Genomic DNA, 22466 nt, shown 5'->3' with positions numbered 1-22466 from the left:
TCCTCCCCTAAGTGGTTTTCGCGCAGGAAGGGCTTGCTAAAATCCGGCACATGCCGTCCCTGCAGACCATGGTGCAGCGCCCATGATCACGATCGCTCCCGCCACCGCGGTGATCGTCGGCGTCGTCGTGGCGCTGCTGCTGATCGCTGGTGCGGTGCTGCTGGCGGTCGGGTTGCGGGCGCGCGCGGCGGCGTCGGGGGCGATCCGCGGGCGCGACGCGCTCGAGTCGCTGCTGTCGGCCGCGCCCATGCAGCCGGTCGTCATCCACCCCGACGGTCGCGTCGAGATGGCGCGGCGCGTCGCCGACTGGCTCGGCCTGTCGGGCGTTCCCGGCTATCTTCAGGAACTCGAGGCGGTCGGCTGGGGGATGGACTCCGGCGACGCCGAGGCAATGGCGCGCGAGTTGGCGGCGTGTCAGCGCTCCGCCCGGGGGTTCACGCGCAGCCTGCACGCGCGCGACGGTCAGCGCACGCTCACGGTGCAGGGCGAGCGGCGCGGCAGCGCGATCATCCTGTGGTTCTACGATTCCACCGTCAGCGAAGGCGAGCGCCGCCGGCTCCGCGCCGAATATGCCGAGCTGTCCGACGCGTTCGACGCGCTCACCGGGCTGGTCGAGGCGGCGCCGCTGCCGATGTGGTACCGTGACAGCGACCTGCGCATCGCGATCGTCAATTCGGCCTATGTCGCCGCGGTGGAGGGCAATGACGCCGCCGAGGTGGTCGGGCGCGGTCTCGAGCTGGTGGACGGCTCGGGGCAGGGTGGGCCGAGCGCGGGCGCCGCGCTCGCGCTGACCGAGGCGCGCCCGCAACAGCGCGTGCTGCCCGCCACGATCGGCGGCGCGCGACGGTCGCTGCGGATCCACGACGTGCCGCTGCCCGTCGGGGGCGTGGCGGGCTATGCGATCGACATCGAGGAGCTGGAGCAGAGCCACACGCGCGAGCGGCGCTTCGCCGAGGCGCAGCGCGCGATGCTCGATCGGCTGTCCGCCGGCGTGGCGCAGTTCGGGCGCGATCGCAGCCTCGTGTTCTGCAACCAGCCGTTCCGCCGGCTGTTCGCGATGCGGCTCGAATGGCTCGCCGACCGACCCGAATTCGATCGCGTGCTGGAGCGGATGCGCGAGGCCAATCGCGTGCCCGAGGTGCGCGACTTTCCGGGGTGGAAAGCGGAGCGGCGCGGCTGGTTCGTCGACGCCGAGGGCGCGATCGAGGAGAATTGGCACCTGCCCGGTGGCACGCATTTGCGCGTCGTCGCGCAGCCGCTGCCCGATGGCGGGCTGCTGCTGATCTTCGAGGATCGCACCGAGCAGGTCCAGCTCGCCAGCGCGCGGGACACGTTGCTGCGGGTCCGTACCGCCACGTTCGACAATCTGTTCGAGGCGCTGGGCGTGTTCGCGGCGGACGGACGGCTTCAGCTGTGGAACAACCGCTTCCGCGCATTGTGGGACCTCGAGGAGGACTTTCTCAGCGGCCATCCGCGCGTCGACGTGATCGCGGAGAAGGTGGCGGCCAAGCTCTCCAATCCGCGCCGGGCGCGCTCGATCGCCGAGCTGGTGCGCGTCGCCACGGCGGAGCGGCAGCAGCGCGCCGGGCATATCGCACTGGCGGACGGTCGCAACTTCGAGTTCGCCGCGGTGCCGCTGCCCGACGGCAACGCGCTGTTCACGATGCTCGACGTCACCGACAGTCGCGCGATGGAGCAGGCGCTGCGCGACCGCAACGACGCGCTCGAGGCGGCGGACCGGGTGAAGACCGCCTTTGTCGCCAACATGAGCTATGAGCTGCGGACACCGCTGACCTCGATCAGCGGGTTCGCCGAGATGCTGCACGGCGGCTATGCCGGTGAGCTCACCCCCGATGCGACCGCGTACCTTGACGCGATCCTCGACTCGGTCGATCGGCTCGGTCTGTTGATTGACGACGTGCTCGACCTGACCTCGACCGATACCGGCGCGCGCCCGTTGGAGCGCGGCGACGTCGATCTCGCCGCGGTCGCGCGTGCCGCCGCGGATTCGGTGCGCGCCGCGGCCAAGCGGCATCACGTCGAGCTGGTGGTGGAGGTGCAGCGCTCCGCCGGACGGTTGAGCGGGGACGCGCGCCGCATCCGCGAGGTGATCGAGCATCTGCTGCGCCACGCGGTTGGCGCTGCGCCGGCGGACGGGCGCGTGCTGCTCCACGTCGACGGCAACGCGAAGAGCGCGCGGATCGTCGTGTCGGACGACGGCGCGGGCATGTCGCCCGAGCAGGCGGCGCGCGCCTTCGACCGCTTCGCGCAGAGCGGCGTATCGGCGGGCAGCGAGCGCGCGCTCGGGCTCGGGCTGCCGCTCGCCAAGCAGTTCGCCGAGGCGCACGGGGGGACGATCGCGCTGGTAAGCGAACCGGGCGAGGGCACGCTGATCACGGTCGAGCTGCCGCGGCGATGAGCGCGGACACGGGCACGGTGCGGCTGGCCGACCCCGCCGCCACGCTTGCGCTCGGTGCCACGCTGGCGCCGGTGCTGCGCGCGGGGGACGTGGTGACGCTCTCAGGTGGGCTCGGCGCGGGCAAGACCAGCTTCGCGCGCGGCGTGCTCGCGGCTCTCGGGCTCGCCGAGGAAGCGCCCAGCCCCACCTTCGCGATCGTCCAGCCCTATGCGCCGCCGGAGGTGACGCTGCCGCTCCTCCACGTCGATCTCTATCGGCTCGACGACGCAAATGAGGTGGAGGAACTCGGCCTTGATGAGGCGCGGCTCGACTCGGCGCTGCTGATCGAGTGGCCGGAGCGCGCCGGCGCCGAGCGCTGGCCCGATGCATTGGCGCTCGCCTTCGTCGTCGCGGCGGACGGCGCGCGGCGCTTGACTTGGACGGCGCCCCCCGCTTGGGGAGCGCGATGGCGACCCCGATGACGCCGCCGGCGGACGCCGCGGCTTTTCTCGACAGCAACGGCTGGCACCAGGCGCGCATCGACCCGCTCGCGGGCGATGCCTCGTTCCGACGCTACTTCCGCGTCGTCGCGGGCGAGCGCCGTGCCATCCTGATGGACGCTCCGCCGCCACATGAGGACCCGCGCCCGTTCCTCGACATCGCGCACTGGCTCGCGGAGCGCGGTTTTGCCGCGCCCGCGGTGCATGCCGTCGATCTCGCACGCGGGCTGGTGCTTCTGGAGGACTTCGGCGACGAGCGGTTGCGCGAGACCGCCGACGCCGATCCTGTCGCCGCGGTGCCGCTCTACGAGGCGGCGACCGACCTGCTCGTCGCCCTGCGCGCGCATCCCGCCGCCGCGGTACGCGCCTATGATCGCGCCGAGCTGTTGCGCGAGGCGGCGTTGCTCACCGAATGGTATTGCCCGGCGATCGGGATCGCGGTGGACGACGCCGGCTATCGAGCCGCCTGGGACGAGGTGCTCGGCCACGCCGAGGCGGCGGTGCCTGTCACCGTGCTGCGCGATTATCACGCGGAGAACCTGATGCTGCTCGGTCGCGAGCGCGCGTTGGGCCTGCTCGATTTCCAGGACGCGCTTGCGGGTCATCCTGCCTATGATCTCGTGTCGCTGTTGCAGGATGCACGGCGCGACGTCGATCCCGCGCTCGAGGAGCGGATGCTGGCGCGCTATCGCGCCGCCACCGGCGAGGGAGACTCGTTCATGCGGGCCTATCACGTGCTCGGCGCGCAGCGGAACGCCAAGATCATCGGTATCTTCACGCGGCTGTGGCAGCGCGACGGCAAGCCGCGCTACCCCGCGCTGTGTCCGCGCGTATGGGGGTATCTGGAGCGCGATCTCGGGCAGCCGGTACTGGCACCCGTGGCGCGCTGGTTCGCCGACAATCTCCCGCCCGAGTTGCGCGGCGATCCGATGCTGATCGCCGCGGCCGGACGCGACGCATGACCCGGCCGCACTACATCCGCCCCGATCCGGGCGGGCGTGTGCCGCGCACCGCGATGGTGATGGCGGCGGGAATCGGCAAGCGCATGCGTCCGCTCACCGCAACGCGGCCGAAGCCTCTGGTGGAGGTGGCCGGTCGGGCGCTGCTCGATCATGTGTTTGACCGTCTTCGCGCCGCCGGTGTCGAGCGCGCAGTCGTCAACGTGCATTATCTCGCGGATGCGCTGGAGGCGCACCTGCGTCACCGCGTCCACGGCATCGAGGTGATCGTGTCGGACGAGCGCGCGCGGCTGATGGAGACGGGCGGCGGGCTGGTGCACGCGCGCGCCCTGTTGGGCGACGAACCCTTCTTGGTCGTCAACAGCGACAATTTCTGGCTCGACGGTCCAACCGACGCGATCCGGCAGCTCGCGGCGCGCTGGGACGGCGCGGCGATGGACGCACTGATGCTGATGGTGCCGTGCGCGCACGCGCACAACCACGGCGGGCAGGGCGACTTCCACCTGGCGCCGGACGGGCGCGTCAGCGGCCGGCGCAAGCCGGGGCGGGTCGCCCCGTTCGTCTACACGGGAGTGCAGATCATGGCACCCGCGCTGATCCGCGACTGGCCCGACGGGCCCTTCTCGACCAACCTCTTCTGGGATCGCGCGATCGCGGCCGGGCGCGCCTATGGCTTCGTCCACCAGGGGCTCTGGTCGGAGGTCAACGTGCCGGGCGCGATCGCGCGCACGGAGGCGCTGCTCGCCGATGTCTGACGCGCCCGCGCATCAGCGCGGCCTGCGGCTCTACTCGATACCGGCGCATCGTGCCTTCGCCGACGCGCTCGTCGCCGGGCTGCTGCGGCGGTACGGCGGCGACCGGATGGCGCTGGCGCGCGGGCTGGTGCTCGTCCCCAACAACCGCGCCGGTCTGGCGATCAGCGACGCATTTGTGCGCGCCAGTGGTGGTGCGCTGCTGCTGCCCCGCATCGTCGCACTAGGCGGGGACGATCTGGAGGCGGCGGTTGGCGCCGCGCTCGACCCCGCCGATGCGGTGCCGCCGTTGCCGCCTGCGATTGACCCGCTCCAGCGTCGCATGATCCTGGCGCGGCTGGTGAGCGAGGAGCGTGCCGCCGCGGGTCGCGCGGTCGATGCGGCCGAGGCGGTGCGGCTCGCGGGCGAACTGGCGCGTACGCTCGACCAGCTGATCGTCGAGGAGATCGCGCCCGAGAAGCTGGCCGCGATCGATCCGGGCGAGGGGCTGTCGGACCATTGGGAAGCGTCGCTGCGGCTGTTCCGGCTACTGCTCGACCGTTGGCCCGCCGAGCGCGAGCGCCTCGGCCGGGTCGACGCGGCGTGGCGGCGAGGGCAGTTGCTCGATCGCCAGGCGGCACGCTGGCGCGACACGCCGCCTGCCACGTTCGTGTGCGCCGCCGGCGTCACCGACCCGGCCCCCGCAGTGGCGCGACTGCTGCGGGTGGTCGCGGGCCTGCCCGAGGGCATGGTGGTGTTCGCCGACCTCGACCTGCAGCTGCCCGCGGCGGAGTGGGACTCGCTTGGTCCGCACCAGCCCGATCCGGTCACCGGTCTCCGCCGCCGCGCGACCGAGGTGCACCCGCAGTTCCACCTCAAGCTCTTGCTCGAGCGGATCGGTGCGGCGCGCGCCGAGGTGACGCGCTGGGGTGCCGCGAGCGAACATGACGCGACCGCCGCGCGCGGCCGCGCGATCGCCAACGCGCTGGCGCCGGCCGCTTTCACCGCCAAATGGACGCGGCTCGACGCCGCCGACCGGCGGCTCGCCGGGGTCGAGGCGGTCGAGCTCGCGACGCCCGCCGACGAGGCGCAGGCGATCGCGCTCAAGCTGCGCGAGGCGGTCGAGACGCCCGGTCGCACGGCGGCGCTCGTCACGCCCGATCGGGCGCTGGCGCGTCGCGTCGCCGCGCATTGCCGGCGCTGGAACATCGACGTGGATGACAGCGCCGGCCGTCCGCTGACGATCCTGCCGCCCGGCACGTTGCTGGCGGCGATCGTCGAAGCGGCGGCGCAGGGCTTCGCGCCGATGGCGCTGCTGACCCTGCTCAAACACCCGCTGGTCCGCGCCGGCAGCGAGCGTGGCGCGTGGCTCGACGGGGTGCGGCGGCTCGATCGCGCGCTGCGCGGACCGCGGCCGGGGCCGGGCCTCGCCGGGGTCGACCGCCATCTCGCCGGAGGCAGCGAGCGGGAACGCGCGATCCGGGCACCTGCGGCGGACTGGTGGAGCGAGGCGCGCGCGCTGCTCGTGCCCGTGGCGGAGGTGTTCGGCGACGGCGACCGGCCGCTTGCCGCGCTGGTGGCGGGACTGCGCGAGGCGGCGCAGCGGCTGGCGGGCGACGAGGCCTGGCGCGGGCCGGCCGGGCGCGCGGCGGCGGACCTGCTCGGCGCGCTGGAGGAACAGGCGCCGCGTGGTCCGGTGCGAGTCACGCCCGCGAGCTTCGCGACGATGCTGCGGCTGCTGATGGACGAGACCGCGATCCGCCTGCTGCCGCGCGAACGGCATCCGCGGCTCGCGATCTACGGCCTGATCGAGGCGCGGCTACAGTCCGCCGACCTGATGATTCTCGCCGGACTCAACGAGGGCGTCTGGCCCGGCCTGCCCGCGCCGGACCCATGGCTCGCGCCGCGGGTGCGCGCCGAGCTCGGACTGCCGGGGCTGGAACGCGGGATCGGCGTCGCCGCGCATGATTTCGCGCAGGCGCTCGGCGCGCCGCAGGTGGTGCTCACCCGCGCGCGACGCGACCAGCGCTCCCCCGCACTGGCCTCGCGCTTCTGGCTGCGGCTGGAGGCGATGGCGGGCGAGCGCTTCCCGCGCGCCCATGTGCTCGCCGACTGGGCGCGCGCGCTCGATCACGGCGGCGTGCCGCGCCCGGCAGTACGACCCGCGCCGCTGCCGCCGCCCGCGCTGCGCCCGCGCGCGATCTCGGTGACCGAGGTCGACCGCCTCAAGGCGGATCCTTTTGCTTTCTACGCGCGCCGCATCCTCAAGCTGCTGCCGCTCGATCCGGTCGACGCCGATCCGAGTGCGGCGTGGCGCGGTACCGCGGTGCACGCCGTACTGGAGGCGTGGGCGCGCGACGATCGCTGCGCGCCCGAGGCGCTGCTGCCGCGCGCGCGGCGGCTGCTGGAGGACCCGGCGGCGCACCCGCTGCTACGCGCCTTGTGGCAGCCGCGGCTGATCGCGGCGTTCGAGTGGATCGCTGAGCGCACGCTGGCCGATCGCGCCGAGGGACGCGAGGTGCTCGCGGTTGAGGGGCGCGGGCGTGCCGAGCTGTCGGGGATCGCACTCGACGGCCGCTTCGACCGGATCGATCGCATGCCCGATGGTGGCATCGGTATCGTCGACTACAAGACCGGCAAGGCGCCATCGGTCGCCGCGGTGCGCGGCGGCTTCAATCTCCAGCTCGGCCTGCTCGGCGCGATTGCGGAGGATGGCGGGTTCGCGGGCGTGCGCGGCGCGGCGACCGGCTTCGAATATTGGTCGCTGGCGAAAAAGGGCGAGACGTTCGGGGCGGTCAGCTCTCCCGTCGAGCCGTCCGGCAAGGGAGGGCGGATCCCCACCGGCGAGTTCGTCGCTGCGGCGCGCGCCAGCTTCGGCGAGGCGGTGGCGCGCTGGCTCACCGGCGACGAGGCTTTCACCGCCAAGCTCCACCCCGAATTCGCCCCTTACGCCGAATACGACCAGCTGATGCGCCGCGACGAATGGTACGGCCGGGAGCAGGCGCGTGGCTGAGCGCGTGGTCGGGCCGCTGCCGTCGCTGCGCGGTGAGCAGCTGCGCGCGAGCCGGCCCGAGGCGCATGTCTGGCTCTCGGCCTCGGCCGGGACGGGCAAGACACAGGTGCTTGCCGCGCGCGTGTTCCGGCTGCTGCTGCGCGATGTCGATCCGTCCGCGATCCTGTGCCTCACCTTCACCAAGGCAGGTGCGGCCGAGATGGCGGGACGGATCAACCGCCAGCTTGCCGCCTGGGTGCGGATGGCCGAGACCGAGCTCGCCGCCGATCTGCTGGCGCTCGGCGAGCGCACCACGCCAGCGCTGATCGCGCGCGCGCGCACCTTGTTCGCCAAGGTGCTCGACGCGCCCGGCGGCGGGCTGCGCATCCAGACCATCCATGGCTTCTGCCAGGGACTGCTCGCATCCTTTCCGATCGAGGCCGGGCTGGTGCCCGGCTTCCGCCCGCTCGAGCCGCGCGAGGAAGCGCTGCTGCGGCGGCAGGCGCTGTCGGACCTGCTGGTCGGGGCCGAGCGCGCGGGACGTGCGGCGCCGGTCGAGACGATCGGGCGGCTCAGCGTCCGCCTGGGTGAGCAGGGAGCCGAGCAGTTCCTGATCGCCTGCGCGCGTGCGGGCTCCGCGCTGGAGGCGCTGCCGAGCGGCATCGGTCCATTCGTCCGCGCCGCGTTGGGCGTGCCGCTCGGCGACCTTGACGCGCACGTCGATGGCGCGTGCGCCGACGCCGCGATCGACCGTGCCACGCTCGACCAACTCGCCGCGCTGAACCGCGCCTGGGGCACCAAGAGCGGCATCGAGCGGGCTGAGGCGATCGGGGCGTGGCTCGCCGGCGACGCCGCGCACCGGGCCGCGACGCTGGATCAGCTCCATCTCGTATGGGCGCGGAAGGATGGCGAGCCGCAGTCGTTCGGCAAGGGACGGGCGCCCACCCACGCCGACTATGCCGAGCATGCGCTGCGGCTCCACGGTTGGTGCGGCGAGCTGCTCGCGCTGCGCACCCGCGCGGCCTACGCCGATCTGCTCGGCGCCGCGCTGGAGGTCGGCCGCGACTATGCGCGTGGCTATGCCGCCGCCAAACGCCACGCCGGCGCGGTTGACTTCGACGACCTGATCGGCGCGGCGGTCGCGCTGCTGCGGCAGGACGGTATCGGCGAGTGGATCCGCTACAAGCTCGACCAGCAGACCGAGCACGTCCTGGTCGACGAGGCGCAGGACACCAACGTCGCGCAATGGACGATCGTGCGCGCGCTGGTAGACGAGTACTTCGTCGGCCGCGGGGTGTTTGCGCCCTCGGTGCGAACCTTGTTCACCGTGGGTGACCACAAACAGGCGATCTTCGGCTTTCAGGGCACCGACCCGACGACGTTCCTGGCCGCCGAGCGCCACTTCGAGCGCAAGGCGGGCGAGGTGGCGGGCAACGACGACATGCCCGACGACGAGCGCGGCCTGCCGTTCGACCGCCTGTCGCTGACCGAGTCGTTCCGCTCAACCGCTCCGGTGCTGGCGTTCGTCGACGCCGCAATCGAGGTGCTCGGGCCCGAGGCGCTGGGGTCGCTCCAGACGATCCCGGCGCACGCGAGCCGCGTTGACGGGCCCGGTGCGGTGACGCTGTGGCCCGCAGTCGCGGCGGGCACCGACGCGGCGGAGGAGGACGGCGAGGAGGGGTGGACCGACGATGCGGTGCGCCGCAACGCCAGCAACATCGCGCGGCAGGTGCGCGCGTGGCTCCGCCCGGTCGACCAGGGCGGCCTGCTGCTCGGCAGCAAGGGGCGGCGCCTGCGCCCGGAGGACGTGATGATCCTGGTCAAGCGCCGTGGCGAGCTGGCTCAGCTGCTCGTCGCGCGGCTGTACGCCGAGGGCGTGCCCGTCGCCGGGGTTGACCGATTGCGGCTCTCCGCGCCGCTCGCGGTGCAGGACCTGCTCGCGGCGATCCGCTTCGTGCTCCAGCCGGATGACGATCTCAGCCTCGCCAGCCTGCTCGTCTCCCCGCTGATCGGCTGGTCGCAGGACGAGCTGATGGCGCGCGCGGTGCCGCGCGAGGGCGGGCTTTGGCGGCACCTGCGGCGCACGTGTGCGGACGCAGTCGCGCCGGTCGCAGCGCTGCTGGCGAGCGCGGACTTCGACACGCCGTACCGCTTCCTCGAGCAACTGCTCTCCGGACCACTTGACGGGCGGCGCAAATTGCTCGCGCGGCTCGGCGAGGAGGCGCGCGATCCGATTGAGGAACTGCTCAACGCCGCGCTCGACTTCGAGCTGGACACGACGCCCTCGCTCCAGCGCTTTCTCGACTGGTTCGAGCGCGATGAAGTGGAGATCGTGCGCGACGCCGCCGCGCCGCTCGACGCGGTTCGGGTAATGACCGCCCACGGCGCCAAGGGCTTGCAGGCGCCGCTGGTGATCCTCGCCGACGCCACCGCCGATCCGGACGCGACGCCGCGCAGCACCGTCTCGTGGAAGCCGGAGGGGCTCGATGCGGCGATCCCCGTGTTTCGTCCGCGTGCCGCCGAGCGCGCCGGCGCGATCGACGCAGCGCTCGTGGCGGCCGAGCAGCGCGAGCGCGAGGAGCATTGGCGCTTGTTCTACGTCGCGGCGACGCGCGCGGAGGAGCGTCTGGTGATCGCGGGCTCGCTCAGCGCAAAGTGGCGCGGCGAACCGCCTCCGGCGAGCTGGTACGCCGCGGCAGCGCGGACCTTCGACTCGCTCGGCGTGGCGCGGGCGGCGGACGGCGGCGAGCGCAGCTTCGTGGGCGACGCGACGGTGGCGGCGGTCGCGGCGAGGCGCGCCGCGGTCGAGCCGCCCGCCACGGCGCCGCTGCCTGCATGGACGAGACGCCCGGCGCCGGAGGACGCCAGGCCGCCGCGCCCGCTCACGCCATCCTCGATCGGCGACGATCTGGTCGCCGATCCGCCGCCCACACCCAGCGACGGCGCCGCGGCCGAGCGCGGACGACTACTCCATGCGCTGTTCGAACGGTTGCCTCCGCTCGCCCCCGAGCGACGCGCGCACGCGGCGGCGGCGTGGCTGACCCAGCGCGGCGTGGCCGATCCCACCCCGCTGGTGAGCGCGGTGCTTGCCGTGCTCGACGATACCGCGCTGGCGCCGCTGTTCGGCCCCGAGTCGCTCGCGGAGGCGCCGATCAGCGCCACCTTGGCCTCTGGACGCGTGATCTCGGGCACGGTCGACCGGCTGCTGATCGGCGATAGGGTGGTGCGCGTGATTGATTATAAGTCGTCGCGCGTCGTTCCCGACAGCGCCGACGACGTGCCCGATTACCACCTTCGCCAAATGGCGGCCTATGCCGCCGCCCTGGAGGTGATCGTGCCGGACGCTCGGGTCGAGGTGGCGCTGCTTTACACCGCGGGAGCGCGGCTGATCACCTTGCCCGAGGCGCTGCTCGCCCCGGTCAAGCGGCGCTTGGCGGGACCGGAGCAAAGCTTGGGGCTGGACGGTTGAGCGCGCGGGTGTCGCGTCTTAGCTAAGGCACGACGAAGGAGAAAAGACATGGCCACCAAGACGATCACCGACGCCAGCTTCCAGAGCGACGTGCTCCAGGCGGACAAGCCGGTGCTGGTCGATTTCTGGGCGGAGTGGTGCGGGCCGTGCAAGATGATCGGCCCGTCGCTGGAGGAGATCAGCGAGGAGCTCGGCGAGCAGGTGACGATCGCCAAGCTTAACATCGACGATAATCCCGACGCGCCCGGTCGTTATGGCGTGCGCGGCATCCCGACGATGATCCTGTTCAAGGCAGGTGCGCCTGCCGCCACCAAGATCGGCGCGGAGCCCAAGGGGCGGATCAAGGCCTGGCTCGAGGGCGAGCTCGCCTGAGCGATCGATCACCGGATCGGGTCAGCGCGGTCTCCCCGCGCCCGATGCCCGCGCTTAGGAATAGGCGCGGGCATCGGCATTTCAGGGGGATGAATGTACGCGATCGTGTTCGACCTCGACGCGACCATCCTCGAGCGCCGCTATCCTAGCCCCTCGCTGCGTGATGCCTATCGCGAAGTGAGTGACATTCTGCAGCAGCACGGTTTCCACCAGCGCGATGGCGCGAGCCTCTATGTGAGCGAGGCGGCACACGCGGTGGATTGCGTGCTGGCGGTGCAGGACCTCAGCCGATTGTGCGCCTGGTTCGCGCCCTCGGTTCTCGACATCCGCATGCTGCGTATCGACGAGGAGAGCGATCTCTCGGCGGCGCTGCGATGAGGATGCGAGGGGAGGCGCGCATGCGAATAGATACCCTTGCTACGTCCGTCGCACGCGCTTGCTAGTCTCCTATCGTCATCCCGGACTTCGTCCGAGATCCACAGGCGGCGAACTTAACGACCGCTGGTACGTGGACGGGTGAACCCAGGACCAAATCCGGGATGAACGCAGTTGATGCGATGGAGCGCGCCTCTCAACCAGCCCGCCCGAGGGGGCGCACCGTCAGCTGCGATAATCGGCGTTGATTGAGATATAGCCGTGCGTCAGGTCACAGGTCCACACCGTGGCGCGGCCTTCGCCAAGGCCGAGATCGACACCGATCTCCACCTCCTGACCCTTGAGATGCGCGGCGACCGGCGCCTCGTCATACCCCTCCACCGCCAGGCCGTCGCGCGCCACTTGGGTGGCGCCGAAGCGGATCGACAGTCGGTCGCGCTCGGCCGGCTCCCCCGCCTTGCCCACCGCCATGACGACGCGCCCCCAATTGGCGTCCTCGCCCGCGATCGCGGTCTTCACCAGTGGCGAGTTGGCGATCGACATCGCCACGCGATGCGCCGAGGCGCCGCTCTCGGCGCCCTCCACAGTCACCTCGATCAGCTTGGTGGCGCCCTCGCCGTCGCGCACCACCAGCAGCGCGAGCTGGCGGCACACGTCCGCGAGCGCGGCGCGGAAGGCGTCGGCCCCCGAGCTGTCATCATCAGCGAGTGGTGTATTGCCCGCCGCACCCGTGGCGAAAGCGAGTATGGTGTCGCTGGTCGAGGTGTCGCCATCCACCGTGATGCACGAGAAGGTGCGCGCGTTCGCCGCGGCGAGCGCGGCCTGGAGGAAGGGCGGCTCCACCGCGGCGTCGGTGAAGATGAAGCCGAGCATGGTCGCCATGTCGGGCGCGATCATGCCCGAGCCCTTGATGATGGCTGCGATCGTTATCGTGCGCCCGTCCACCACCGCCGTAGCGCTAACACCCTTCGGATATGTGTCGGTGGTGCCGATCGTTTCCGCGGCCTCGCGCCATGTCGCCGTGGGTGCGGCAAAGGCCGCGGCGACGCCCGCTTGCGCCTTGTCGACCGGAAGCGGCACGCCGATCACCCCCGTGGAAGCGACGAACACGTCGGACGGCTGGCAGCCGAGCTGCGCCGCCGCCTGCGCCGCGATCGCCTCCACCGCCGCGCGCCCGCGATGTCCGGTGAAGGCGTTGGAGTTGCCGGCATTGACGACGAGCGCGCGCGCGTGGCCGAGCACCAGCGCGGCGCGACACCATTCCACCTCGGGCGAAGGGCATTTCGAACGGGTCAGCACGCCGGCAACGGTGGTGCCGGGAGCGAGTTCGGCGAGCGTGAGATCGGTGCGGTCCCACGTCTTGTAGTGCGCGCGCGCGACGCGCAGCGTCACGCCCGCGACAGTCGCCATATCGGGGAAGGGAGTGGCGAGCGGAGAGATGGACGTCGACATGGCGCTCTCTTAGGCGCGGCGGGGGGACAGGCAAAGGGGCGCCGTGGTGAGGCATCTCGTCGTGCGCTCCTCGCTGTCCGGCTGGATCGCCGGAGCGCGAGGAGCGCGACTCGCCGCGCGACATGCTGGGCCTTGATGGGCGCCACCGCTCTCCGCGGCGCTTCGCTCGATAACGGGCTTCGGCTTTATGCGGAGCGATGCGCCATGTGCCACGGCGCCGACGCGCGTGGCACGGGGCCGCTGGCGCGCAAGAGCCATCCGCCTACGCCCGACCTGACGACAAAAGCCTTCAAGACGCGCCTAGCCACCTATCCCGGCGTCATCGTGTCTTCTATCATTCTACAGCCAAGCGGTCACTTGATACCTCGGACTCTACGGGAAAATAATGTGCGTGTCCCGCCGCACAGCTGGACGGTGCGCGACCTCCGGGACATTGATGCCTATTTAAAGAGCATCATCGCCGCCGCGCGGTTACGCGATGGACAGGGCAAGCGCTGACAAATTGATGGTTGACGTTTGAGCGGCCGGTGGACGGGCGGTTCGTCTCGTCTTATGTCCAAGTCCGTGAATCTGTTGCTGCTCCTCTCGGCCCTGCTCTCCGCGCTGACCGGCGTGGGGGCCAGCGCGCGTCAGGCGCAGCCGGCGCAGGCTGTGGCGCAGCAGACGCATGCCGCCGCGATCGTTTCCGCGGCGCGCCGCGTCGCGATGCGTCCCGAGCAGGCGCTCGCCGTGCTGATCACGAGCGCCGCTGCGCCGCGTGTCATCGCCCTTGCGCTCATGCCGCGCGAGCCGATCTTCGCGGGCCGCCGGCGCGTATAGCGCCACGCCGCTTCCGCTCTCTCCCGATTAGATCAGCGTGCGCGCGTCGACGATCGACGCCGCGCCGCTCCCCAATACAGGATCAAGCCCATGTTCGGCGGCCTAGCCAAGACCCTCTTCGGTTCGTCCAACGACCGCTACGTCAAATCGCTCAACCCGATCCTCGCCAAGATCGCATCGTTCGAGCCGACGCTGCAGGCGATGGACGACGACACGCTCGCGCAGCAGACCGTGCGTTTCCGCGAGCGGCTTACGAACGGCGAGACGCTCGACCAGCTTCTTCCCGAGGCCTTCGCCACGGTGCGCGAGGCGGCGAAGCGCGTGCTCGGCCAGCGCCACTATGACGTGCAGATGATCGGCGGCATCGTGCTTCATCGCGGCGAGATCGCCGAGATGCGCACCGGCGAGGGCAAGACGCTGGTCGCCACGCTCGCCACCTACCTTAACGCGCTGCCGGGCGACGGCGTCCACGTCATCACCGTCAATGACTATCTCGCCAGCCGTGACGCCGACTGGATGGGTCGCGTCTACCGCTTCCTCGGGCTGACCACGGGCGTGATCGTGCCCAACCTCACCGATGAGGAGCGCCGCGCGGCCTATGCCGCGGACATCACCTACGGCACGAACAACGAGTTCGGCTTCGACTATCTGCGCGACAACATGAAGTATGAGCGCCAGCAGATGGTGCAGCGCGCCTTCGCGATGGCGATCGTCGACGAGGTCGACTCGGTGCTGATCGACGAGGCGCGCACGCCGCTGATCATCTCGGGGCCGACCGACGACAAGTCCGAGCTGTACATCAGCGTCGACGCGATCGTGAAGCAGCTCGTCCCCGACGATTACGAGAAGGACGAGAAGCAGAAGACGATCGTGCTGACCGAGGACGGCACCGAGCGCGCCGAGCGGATGCTCGAGGCCGCCGGGCTGCTCCAGGGCGCCAACCTCTACGATTTCGAGAACACCCAGGTGGTGCACCACCTCAACCAGGCGCTGCGCGCCAATGTGATGTTCAAGCGGGATACCGATTACATCGTCAAGGACGGCAAGGTCGTCATCATTGACGAGTTTACCGGGCGCATGATGGACGGTCGCCGCTGGTCGGACGGCCTGCACCAGGCGGTCGAAGCCAAGGAGGGCGTGCAGATCGAGCCCGAGAACCAGACGATGGCCTCGATCACCTTCCAGAACTACTTCCGCATGTATCCCAAGCTGGCGGGCATGACCGGCACCGCCGCGACCGAGGCGGCCGAGTTCTACGATATCTACAAGATGAACGTGGTCACCATCCCGACCAACAAGCCGGTGCACCGCGTCGACGAGGAAGACGAGTTCTACAAGGACACACAGGACAAGTTCCGCGCCATCGCCAAGAAGATCCGTGAGCATTCCGAGATCGGCCAGCCGGTGCTGGTCGGCACCGTCTCGATCGAGAAGTCCGAGCTGCTGAGCGAGTTCCTGCGGCAGGAAGGGGTCGATCACTCGGTCCTTAACGCGCGCTACCACGAGCGCGAGGCGCATATCGTGGCACAGGCGGGTAGGCTCGGGGCGGTGACGATCGCCACCAACATGGCGGGCCGCGGCACCGACATCCAGCTCGGCGGCAACCTCGAGATGCGCGTCGAGGACGAACTCGCGGGCATGCCCGAGGGCCCGGAGCGCGACGCGGCGATCGAGCAGATCCGCGCCGAGATCGCGGTGGAGAAGCAGAAGGTGCTCGAAGCGGGCGGGTTGTTCGTGCTCGCCACCGAGCGGCACGAGAGCCGGCGTATCGACAACCAGCTGCGCGGCCGCTCGGGGCGCCAGGGCGATCCCGGCCTGAGCCGCTTCTATCTCTCGCTCGACGACGACCTGCTCCGCATCTTCGGGCCCGATACGCTGTTCGCCAAGATGATGCGCAGCAACATCGCCGATGGCGAGGCGATCGGCAGCAAGTGGCTCACCAAGGCGATCGAGACCGCGCAGAAGAAGGTCGAAGCGCGCAACTACGACATCCGCAAGCAGGTCGTCGAATATGATGACGTGATGAACGATCAGCGCAAGGTGATCTACGAGCAGCGCGCCGACATCATGGACGCCGAGACCGTCGGCGAGGTGGTGAGCGACATGCGCGCCGAAACGGTCAACGCCATCGTCGGCGAGGCCTGCCCGCCCAACTCCTATCCGGAGCAATGGGATATCGAGGGGATGAAGGCGCGGCTCGCCGATATCCTCAACCTCGAGCTGCCGATCGACGAGTGGCTCAAGGAGGACGCGATCGACCCCGAGATCGTCACCGAGCGCGTTCAGGCGGAGGCGGACGCCGCGGTGGCGAGCAAGTCGGCCGACCTCGAGCCCGAGACCTGGACCCAGGTCGAGAAGTCGATCCTGTTGCAGAACCTCGACCATCACTGGAAGGAGCATCTCGCCACGCTCGACGCGCTGCGTCAGGTGGTGCACCTGCGCGCCTATGCGCAGAAGACGCCGATCAACGAATATAAGCAGGAGGCCTTCAACCTCTTCCGGCGCATGCTCGATGCGATCCGCGAGGACGTGACCAAGACGATCGCGCATGCCTCGTTCCGGATGCAGGCGCCGCCGCCGCTGCCCGAGCTGCCCGACTTCATCACCACCCACTTCGACCCGTTCACTGGTGAGGACAATTCGAACGACATCGACGCCGGCACGCTCGGGCTCGTGACGACCCAGCTGCCGCCATTACAGATCCCGCAGCCGTCGGCGGCCGATCTGGGCGCCGATCCGGCGGGCTGGGAGGGGCAGGTGAGTCGCAATGCGCCATGTCCGTGCGGCTCGGGTCGCAAGTACAAGCATTGCCACGGCGCGGCGTAACGACGGGCGTTCTCGTCTCGGGGCGGCGTCGTCATCCCGGCTCAAGACCGGGATGACGAAGGTCAATCGATCGTCACGGCACATGAACTACGTTCCGCACGATGCGAAACAGAAAAGGGGCCGCGACCAAGCCGGGCGCGGCCCCTTTCGTCAACGATATGCCGGATCAGGACGCCTTGGGGAGCCTGACCGTCGGCCCGACCGTCTCAACCACCTGGCGCGCGTTGAAGGCGCGGACGTTGCCCGGCTCCGGCGAGCCCTTGAACATCACGATCTCGGCGGACGCCTCGTAGCGGTCGACGGTGCGAATATCGGCGCCGCCGCCGAAGCCGCCCCACGGGCCACCCCAGAACGGATCCCAGGCGCGATAGCCGAAGCCGCGGCCGTAGAAGCCCCAGCGCGGCCCCCACAGCCCGCCACCGAACGCACCGAAGCCCGGACCAAACCCGCCATAGCCCGGCGTGGAATAGGTACGGGCCTGACGGTCGGTGTCGCGATCCGCCATGACGAAATAATCATAGCCGTTCTGCAGCGTCAGTTCGGCCGAGCGGAACAGCAGGTAACGCTCGACGACGTCACGGTCAGTGACCGTGTTGCCCGCGAAGGTGACGCGGAACCGGTTCGGCTCGATACGGGTGTCGCTATAGCCGGTGCGATAGAAGCCCGATCCGGTCGCCGGGCGGTAGGCAGTCTCGGTCGCGCACGCCGCGACCAACGTGGTGCTGGCCGCCAGCGCCATCAAAGCGGCGGTGCGGCCCCATTTCTTCAACATGGCGAGTCACTCCAATCGCACCAGGGCGGCACGACTGGCGTCGTGTAGCCGAGGCGAGTGGAACGAGCGATGAACGGAAACGCTCCGCTTGCCAAGCAGGTGGCAAGCACGCCGGGCGCCGGATCGCTTCCTAGGCCGCGGCGCTGCCCAGCCCATGCCGCTGCGCGACGTCGACCAGCGTGCGGTGGGTGGGCAGATGAGCGAGCGCCACGTTGGTCTGGCGCTTTACCTCCGCGAAGGCGCGGCGGGCGTCGTCGGCGTAGCGCAGCGCACCGGCGCGCGCGCTCAGGTCGGTGTGCCAACCCATGCCGTAGAGGACATATTGCCAGCTCGCCTCGGTGAAGATGTCGACCTGCGGATCGATGTCGAGCTCGTTGGGCCAGCGATAGCGCCACCGGTCGAGCAGTTCGAGAAGACTGTCGGTGTTCGACAAGTCGGCGACATTGTCGCGCCAGAAGGCAGTGTCACGTCGCTCGGAGAGGCAATAATGCAGCTTGATGAAGTCGAGCGCGCGCTCGTAGCGGCGCAGCAGATTGGCATTGAACTGGCGTGCCGAGGCCTCATAGTCGCCGCCCCAGGGGAACAGGTTTGCGATCATCGCCGCGGACACCTCGGCAAAGGCGATCCCGGTCGCCTCGAGCGGCTCGAAGAAGCCACTCGACAGGCCCACCGCGACGCAGTTGCGGTGCCAGTTGATCTCGCGAAAGCCAGCCTCGAAGCGGAAGCTGCGCACCTCGGCGGAGGCGCCGCGCGGACCGAGATAGTCGCGCAGCACGCGCTCCGCCTCGGCCTCGTCGCTGTGCGCGGAGGAATAGACGTGGCCGATGCCGCGGCGCCGGTCGAGCCCGATGTCCCAGGTCCAGCCCGCGGGCTGGGCGGTCGAGATGGTGTAGGAGGCGATCGGGGCGTCCGGCGTCGCATAGGGTAGCTGCGCGGCGAGGGCGCGGTCGCAGAACAGCACGTCGCGGCACGAGCGGAACGGCACCCCCATGGCACGGCCGATCAGTTCGGCGCGGAAGCCGGTGCAGTCGATGTAAAGATCGGCGGTGAGCGCGCCATTGCGCTCGGTCTCGACGCGCTCGATCGCGCCGGAGTCGTCAAGCGACACAGACGTGACGGTGTCGACCAGATGCGTCACGCCGTTGGCAATGGCATGCTCGCGCAACAGTCCCGCCAATGCGACCGCGTCGAAATGGAAGGCGTAGTTAAGCGGGCCGACATAGTCCGGGTGAGTCGGCAGCTTGGGTGCGCGGCCCGCGTCGGCGACGGCTTTCTGCGGCGTGGCGATCTCGTCCCATTCGACCGCACCCGCGGCGCCGCTCAGCCAGTAAGGCAGCAGCTCGAGCCCGCCCGGGGCTTCGGCAATCTGGAACGGGTGCATGTAGTGGTCGCGCCCGGCCGTGCCGGGCGGGTGGCGCCAGTGGACGAAGCTGGCGCCCTGTTTGAACGTCGCCCCGCAGCGGCGGATGAGATCGGCCTCCGGGATGCCGATCGTCGCCAGCGTGCGCCGGATGGTGGGAAAGGTCCCCTCTCCGACGCCGAGCACGCCAATGTCCTTCGACTCGACGAGGGTGATGTCAACGCCGTCGCGAAGGTCGGCGCCGAGCCGCTTGGCGAGATAGCCGGCGGTGAGCCATCCGGCGGTGCCCCCGCCCACAATCAGCACGCGCTTGCGCATCATCATGTCCTTCGCTGCCCCGCTGCCGGGGCGGGGCAGCGCCTTGTATCAGAACGACAGGTTGATGCTCGTGCTGATCCGCCGATCGCTCTGGAACCAGCTGCGGCTGACGAGGCGGCCGTTCGGATAGCCTCCCATCAGTGTCCGCTGGGTCGCTGCAGTGAGGTTGGTGCCCTGCACGCCGAAGGAGAAATTGTCCGTCACCTTGAAGCGGATGCCGGCGTCGAGCGAGCCGTAATTGCCGCCGTAGATCGGCAGCGCGATCTGAGTGCTGGTGTTCGGACCACCGTCGAGATCGGTCAGCACGCCGGCAGCGCTGTAGTAATTGTACGTGCCGTTGGTGCCGTTGCTGTTGGTCGACAGCAGGTATTTGGAACGCCACGAATAGGCCACACGCAGCGAGAAGGGGTTGCGCTCGTACAGCAACGTCGCATTCGCATTGTGCTTCGACAGGCCGACGAGTGGGGCGTCGTTGCGCAGCTGGCCGCGGATGTCGCGATACAGGTCGCCCGGGTTGCTGCTCTCGATGAAGGTGTAATTGCCTTCGAAGCCGAACCCGCTGAGGAAGCCCGGCAGCATATCGAGGAAGAAGCGGCCGCCGACTTCGACGCCCTTCACCGTCGCCGCCTTGTTCGAGTTAATATAGTCGGACGCGGTCGCGGTAACGGTCTCGTTGCTGCCGTCGGTGAAGATGACGTTCACCTGCCGCTCGGTGATCGAGAAGATCGGCAGGTTGGTAAGGCGCTTGTAGAACGGCGCGATATGGAAGGACGTGCCGGCGCGCGCATAATATTCCACCGAGATGTCAAAGTTGTTCGACAGCGTCGGCTTGAGCAGCGGGTTGCCGGTGTCGGCGGTGAAGTTGGCGAAGAGCGGCTGCAGCGCGGTGCCGCCCGGATTGGTGTTCGTCGCCACGCCGACCGAGCCCGACGAACGCAGCGCGTTGAAGCTCGGCAGGTCGAGCGTCACGTTGTAGCTGCCGCGCAGTTTCACCTTCTCCGCGGGGGCCCATTCCAAGTTCACCGACGGAAGAACGCGGGTAAACTCCGCTTTGCCGCCGCGCGGAACGAAGGTGTTGGCCAGCGTCTGCGACACGCCGTTGCGCAGATAAGCGGTGCCGCCGTTCTGCTGAATATAGCCGCTGCCCTCGTTCTGGATGTTGACGACGCGCACGCCGATGTTGCCGGACACGCCGGGCATGTTGTCGCGCGGGCCGAAGCGCAGCAGCGCATAGCCGGCGATGTTGCGCGTGCGGTTGTCGACCTGATCGCCGGGCAGCACAAAGCCCACCGGGCGGATGCCGGACGCGCCGCCATAGCCGCTACCCGCCGGCAGCGGCCCCGCCGCCGAGCAGTCGTTGAACAACGGATTGGGCTGCGCGTCCGTCGGGGCGGCGCCGCAGAAGCCCGCCGGCGGCGACTGCACCAGCCCGGTCCGGTCGCGGTTGTACCGCGACGCCAGCCCCTGCGAGGCGAACATCAGGTTGCCGGGCAGGACCGTCCGGCCGCGGAAGAAATCGTCAAAGGTGTGAACGCCAACATCGCCTGGCGCCGCATTGGCGTAGGTGAGCTGCGGGTCGCCGTTCCAGCCGCGGCCGAGCGCGGTCCAGTTGTAACCGTTCGCGAAGTCGCGCTCCTTGCGCTCCGCCGCGCGGCCGCCAAACTTCACCGAGCGGAAGAAATCGTCGTCGAACGTATATTCGACGTCGAGCTGCGCGGAGTCGAGCCGGCCCTTGTTGTTCTCGTTGTGCGGCATGGACGCCGACCAGAAATAATTGGCCGGGTTCGCGAAGGCCGCGCGCGTGTCGGCGCCGACGCTGATCGCGGGCAGGTCGTCGGTCAGGTCGATGCCGTAGCTGTTGCCGAACCCCAATTCGCGGAAAATGTCGATCCGATCATAGACCTGATGCGAGTCGACGCGCTGCAGCGAGCCCTTGATCGACAGCGGACCGCCGTCGGGTTCCCAGGCGAACGACAGCGAATAGTCGCGCGTCACCGTGTTGCTCTGGACGAAGCCCTTGTTGCCGCTGCTGGTGATCGCGGCGTTGGTCGGCGCGAACGTGTCGGTGTTGCGGTTGAACAGCGCGTCGGTGGACAGCAGCAGGCCGTCGCTGTCGAAGCGGCTGGTCGCCGGATTGACGGTCAGCGATTGCGAGTCGAGCTGCGTGCCATAGTCGCTCGACTGGCTCTTGTAGCGCGACTGGAAGAAGCTGCCGGTGAAGGTGAGCGAGTCGCTCGGCGCCCACTGCACCGCGCCGTAGATGCCGTAGCGGCGATACTGGAACGCCTCATCGCCGTAGGCGAAGCCGCTCGGCACGTATTTGTCGCTGCCGTCGCTCAGCCGCGTCAGGAAATAGGGGCTGGTGCGGATGAATTGCGACAGCGAGCTGAACTGGCTGAACGCGACGTCGGCGAGCACGCCGATGCGGCCGATGCCGGTGTTGAAGCTCTTGGTCACCAGGAACGAGCCGGTCGGATCGGCCTTGTTCGCCATGTCGCCCAGCGCGAGCTCGCCGGTGCCCGCGACATGGAAGCCGCCGTCGAAGTCGAACGGCATCTTGGTGCGCAGATCGATCTGGCCGCCGGTGCCGCCCTCGATCAGGTCGGCGGTCGACGCCTTGTAGACGTCCACCGCCGCCATCAGTTCGGGAGTGACGTCGCTCCACAGGATGGCGCGGCCGTTATTGGCGCTGAAGATCTCGCGACCGTTGAGGCGCGACGCGACACCGGTGAGACCGCGCACCTGCACGCCCGACCCCTGGACCGAATAATGGTCGGGATCGCCGAGAGCGGCAAAGCGGACGATCGACACACCGGAGACGCGCTGCAACACCTCGGTGATCGAATTGTCGGGCAGCTTGCCGGCGTCGTCGGCCACCACCGAATCGATGATGGTCTCGCTGCGGCGCTTGCGGTCGTCTGCCGCCTGGAGCGCAGCGCGGCGACCGGTGACGACCACGTCGCCGGCGTCGCTCGCGCCCGGCTCGCCCTGATCCTGGCCCGGAACGGCGGCCTGCGTCGCGTCGGGAGCGATCGGCTGAATCTCCGCCTGCGCCCAAGCGCTGCCGCTCACGCCGAGCGCGAGCAGCGCGGCAAGCGACGCACCCGAGCGCATGGCGCGCCG

At 69.8% G+C, this 22466-nt stretch carries 14 protein-coding genes and 1 pseudogene; 11 read left to right on the top strand and 4 right to left on the bottom strand.

Going from position 1 to position 22466, the window contains the following annotated elements; translation table 11 throughout:
• The first annotated feature begins 82 nt into the window (after positions 1-82).
• From ACMGDM_RS00405 to ACMGDM_RS00370, 8 genes and pseudogenes are all read left to right on the top strand, one after another.
• Entirely contained in the window at positions 83-2419 is a 2337-nt protein-coding gene (locus ACMGDM_RS00405; protein ID WP_436802165.1) for a sensor histidine kinase, read from the top strand.
• Positions 2416-2880 carry a tRNA (adenosine(37)-N6)-threonylcarbamoyltransferase complex ATPase subunit type 1 TsaE gene (gene tsaE, locus ACMGDM_RS00400; RefSeq protein ID WP_436802164.1) on the top strand — a complete coding sequence of 155 codons (465 nt, stop codon included), beginning with the start codon at positions 2416-2418 and terminating at the stop codon, positions 2878-2880. The genes ACMGDM_RS00405 and tsaE overlap by 4 nt, the downstream gene beginning before the upstream one ends.
• Positions 2877-3860: an aminoglycoside phosphotransferase family protein gene (locus ACMGDM_RS00395; protein WP_436803598.1), complete on the top strand. Its 984-nt coding sequence runs from the start codon at positions 2877-2879 to the stop codon at positions 3858-3860. Before tsaE ends, ACMGDM_RS00395 begins: the two co-directional genes overlap by 4 nt.
• Entirely contained in the window at positions 3857-4612 is a 756-nt protein-coding gene (locus tag ACMGDM_RS00390; protein WP_436802163.1) for a nucleotidyltransferase family protein, read from the top strand. Before ACMGDM_RS00395 ends, ACMGDM_RS00390 begins: the two co-directional genes overlap by 4 nt.
• Positions 4605-7601, top strand: coding sequence for a double-strand break repair protein AddB (gene addB, locus ACMGDM_RS00385; RefSeq protein ID WP_436802162.1), 2997 nt, complete (start codon positions 4605-4607; stop codon positions 7599-7601). The genes ACMGDM_RS00390 and addB overlap by 8 nt, the downstream gene beginning before the upstream one ends.
• Positions 7594-11049, top strand: coding sequence for a double-strand break repair helicase AddA (addA, locus tag ACMGDM_RS00380; RefSeq protein ID WP_436802161.1), 3456 nt, complete (start codon positions 7594-7596; stop codon positions 11047-11049). The genes addB and addA overlap by 8 nt, the downstream gene beginning before the upstream one ends.
• Before the next feature lie 45 nt (positions 11050-11094).
• Positions 11095-11421, top strand: a pseudogene (gene trxA, locus ACMGDM_RS00375) (thioredoxin TrxA); the annotation flags it as partial.
• Positions 11422-11514: 93 nt separating this feature from the next.
• Entirely contained in the window at positions 11515-11799 is a 285-nt protein-coding gene (locus tag ACMGDM_RS00370) for a virulence factor (RefSeq protein ID WP_436802159.1), read from the top strand.
• A gap of 222 nt (positions 11800-12021) precedes the next feature.
• Here ACMGDM_RS00370 and argJ read toward each other — a convergent pair whose 3' ends face one another.
• The gene (gene argJ, locus ACMGDM_RS00365; protein WP_436802158.1) at positions 12022-13248 is read right to left on the bottom strand and encodes a bifunctional glutamate N-acetyltransferase/amino-acid acetyltransferase ArgJ; all 1227 of its coding nucleotides are present in this window, start codon (positions 13246-13248) and stop codon (positions 12022-12024) included.
• 135 nt (positions 13249-13383) lie between these two features.
• Here argJ and ACMGDM_RS00360 point away from each other — a divergent pair, with 135 nt between their 5' ends.
• The 3 genes from ACMGDM_RS00360 to secA all read left to right on the top strand — a co-directional run bounded on the left by ACMGDM_RS00360 (position 13384) and on the right by secA (position 16893).
• A complete protein-coding gene (locus ACMGDM_RS00360; RefSeq protein WP_436803597.1) occupies positions 13384-13746 on the top strand; it encodes a c-type cytochrome in 363 nt (120 codons plus the stop codon).
• 54 nt (positions 13747-13800) lie between these two features.
• Positions 13801-14067 carry a hypothetical protein gene (locus ACMGDM_RS00355; protein WP_436802157.1) on the top strand — a complete coding sequence of 89 codons (267 nt, stop codon included), beginning with the start codon at positions 13801-13803 and terminating at the stop codon, positions 14065-14067.
• A gap of 90 nt (positions 14068-14157) precedes the next feature.
• Entirely contained in the window at positions 14158-16893 is a 2736-nt protein-coding gene (gene secA / locus ACMGDM_RS00350; protein ID WP_436802156.1) for a preprotein translocase subunit SecA, read from the top strand.
• A gap of 166 nt (positions 16894-17059) precedes the next feature.
• Here secA and ACMGDM_RS00345 read toward each other — a convergent pair whose 3' ends face one another.
• The 3 genes from ACMGDM_RS00345 to ACMGDM_RS00335 all read right to left on the bottom strand — a co-directional run bounded on the left by ACMGDM_RS00345 (position 17060) and on the right by ACMGDM_RS00335 (position 22457).
• The gene (locus tag ACMGDM_RS00345; protein ID WP_436802155.1) at positions 17060-17665 is read right to left on the bottom strand and encodes a CC0125/CC1285 family lipoprotein; all 606 of its coding nucleotides are present in this window, start codon (positions 17663-17665) and stop codon (positions 17060-17062) included.
• A 130-nt stretch (positions 17666-17795) separates the two neighbouring features.
• The gene (locus tag ACMGDM_RS00340; protein WP_436802154.1) at positions 17796-19349 is read right to left on the bottom strand and encodes a tryptophan halogenase family protein; all 1554 of its coding nucleotides are present in this window, start codon (positions 19347-19349) and stop codon (positions 17796-17798) included.
• A gap of 42 nt (positions 19350-19391) precedes the next feature.
• Positions 19392-22457 (bottom strand): TonB-dependent receptor, encoded by a 3066-nt coding sequence (locus ACMGDM_RS00335; RefSeq protein ID WP_436802153.1) that lies wholly within the window; start codon positions 22455-22457, stop codon positions 19392-19394.
• Positions 22458-22466: the final 9 nt, after the last annotated feature.

The organism is Sphingomonas larreae, from assembly GCF_051400595.1.
In the GTDB taxonomy this organism is placed as follows: domain Bacteria; phylum Pseudomonadota; class Alphaproteobacteria; order Sphingomonadales; family Sphingomonadaceae; genus Sphingomonas.
This window is presented reverse-complemented; position numbering and strand designations above follow the sequence as displayed.

Excerpts from the sequence above, each read along its gene's own strand:
- ACMGDM_RS00405 (WP_436802165.1), top strand. The coding sequence starts at position 83 with ATGATCACGATCGCTCCCGCCACCGCGGTGATCGTCGGCGTCGTCGTG.
- tsaE (WP_436802164.1), top strand. The coding sequence starts at position 2,416 with ATGAGCGCGGACACGGGCACGGTGCGGCTGGCCGACCCCGCCGCCACG.
- ACMGDM_RS00395 (WP_436803598.1), top strand. The coding sequence starts at position 2,877 with ATGACGCCGCCGGCGGACGCCGCGGCTTTTCTCGACAGCAACGGCTGG.
- ACMGDM_RS00390 (WP_436802163.1), top strand. The coding sequence starts at position 3,857 with ATGACCCGGCCGCACTACATCCGCCCCGATCCGGGCGGGCGTGTGCCG.
- addB (WP_436802162.1), top strand. The coding sequence starts at position 4,605 with ATGTCTGACGCGCCCGCGCATCAGCGCGGCCTGCGGCTCTACTCGATA.
- ACMGDM_RS00370 (WP_436802159.1), top strand. The coding sequence starts at position 11,515 with ATGTACGCGATCGTGTTCGACCTCGACGCGACCATCCTCGAGCGCCGC.
- argJ (WP_436802158.1), bottom strand. The coding sequence starts at position 13,248 with ATGTCGACGTCCATCTCTCCGCTCGCCACTCCCTTCCCCGATATGGCG.
- ACMGDM_RS00360 (WP_436803597.1), top strand. The coding sequence starts at position 13,384 with ATGGGCGCCACCGCTCTCCGCGGCGCTTCGCTCGATAACGGGCTTCGG.
- ACMGDM_RS00355 (WP_436802157.1), top strand. The coding sequence starts at position 13,801 with ATGTCCAAGTCCGTGAATCTGTTGCTGCTCCTCTCGGCCCTGCTCTCC.
- secA (WP_436802156.1), top strand. The coding sequence starts at position 14,158 with ATGTTCGGCGGCCTAGCCAAGACCCTCTTCGGTTCGTCCAACGACCGC.
- ACMGDM_RS00345 (WP_436802155.1), bottom strand. The coding sequence starts at position 17,665 with ATGTTGAAGAAATGGGGCCGCACCGCCGCTTTGATGGCGCTGGCGGCC.
- ACMGDM_RS00340 (WP_436802154.1), bottom strand. The coding sequence starts at position 19,349 with ATGATGATGCGCAAGCGCGTGCTGATTGTGGGCGGGGGCACCGCCGGA.
- ACMGDM_RS00335 (WP_436802153.1), bottom strand. The coding sequence starts at position 22,457 with ATGCGCTCGGGTGCGTCGCTTGCCGCGCTGCTCGCGCTCGGCGTGAGC.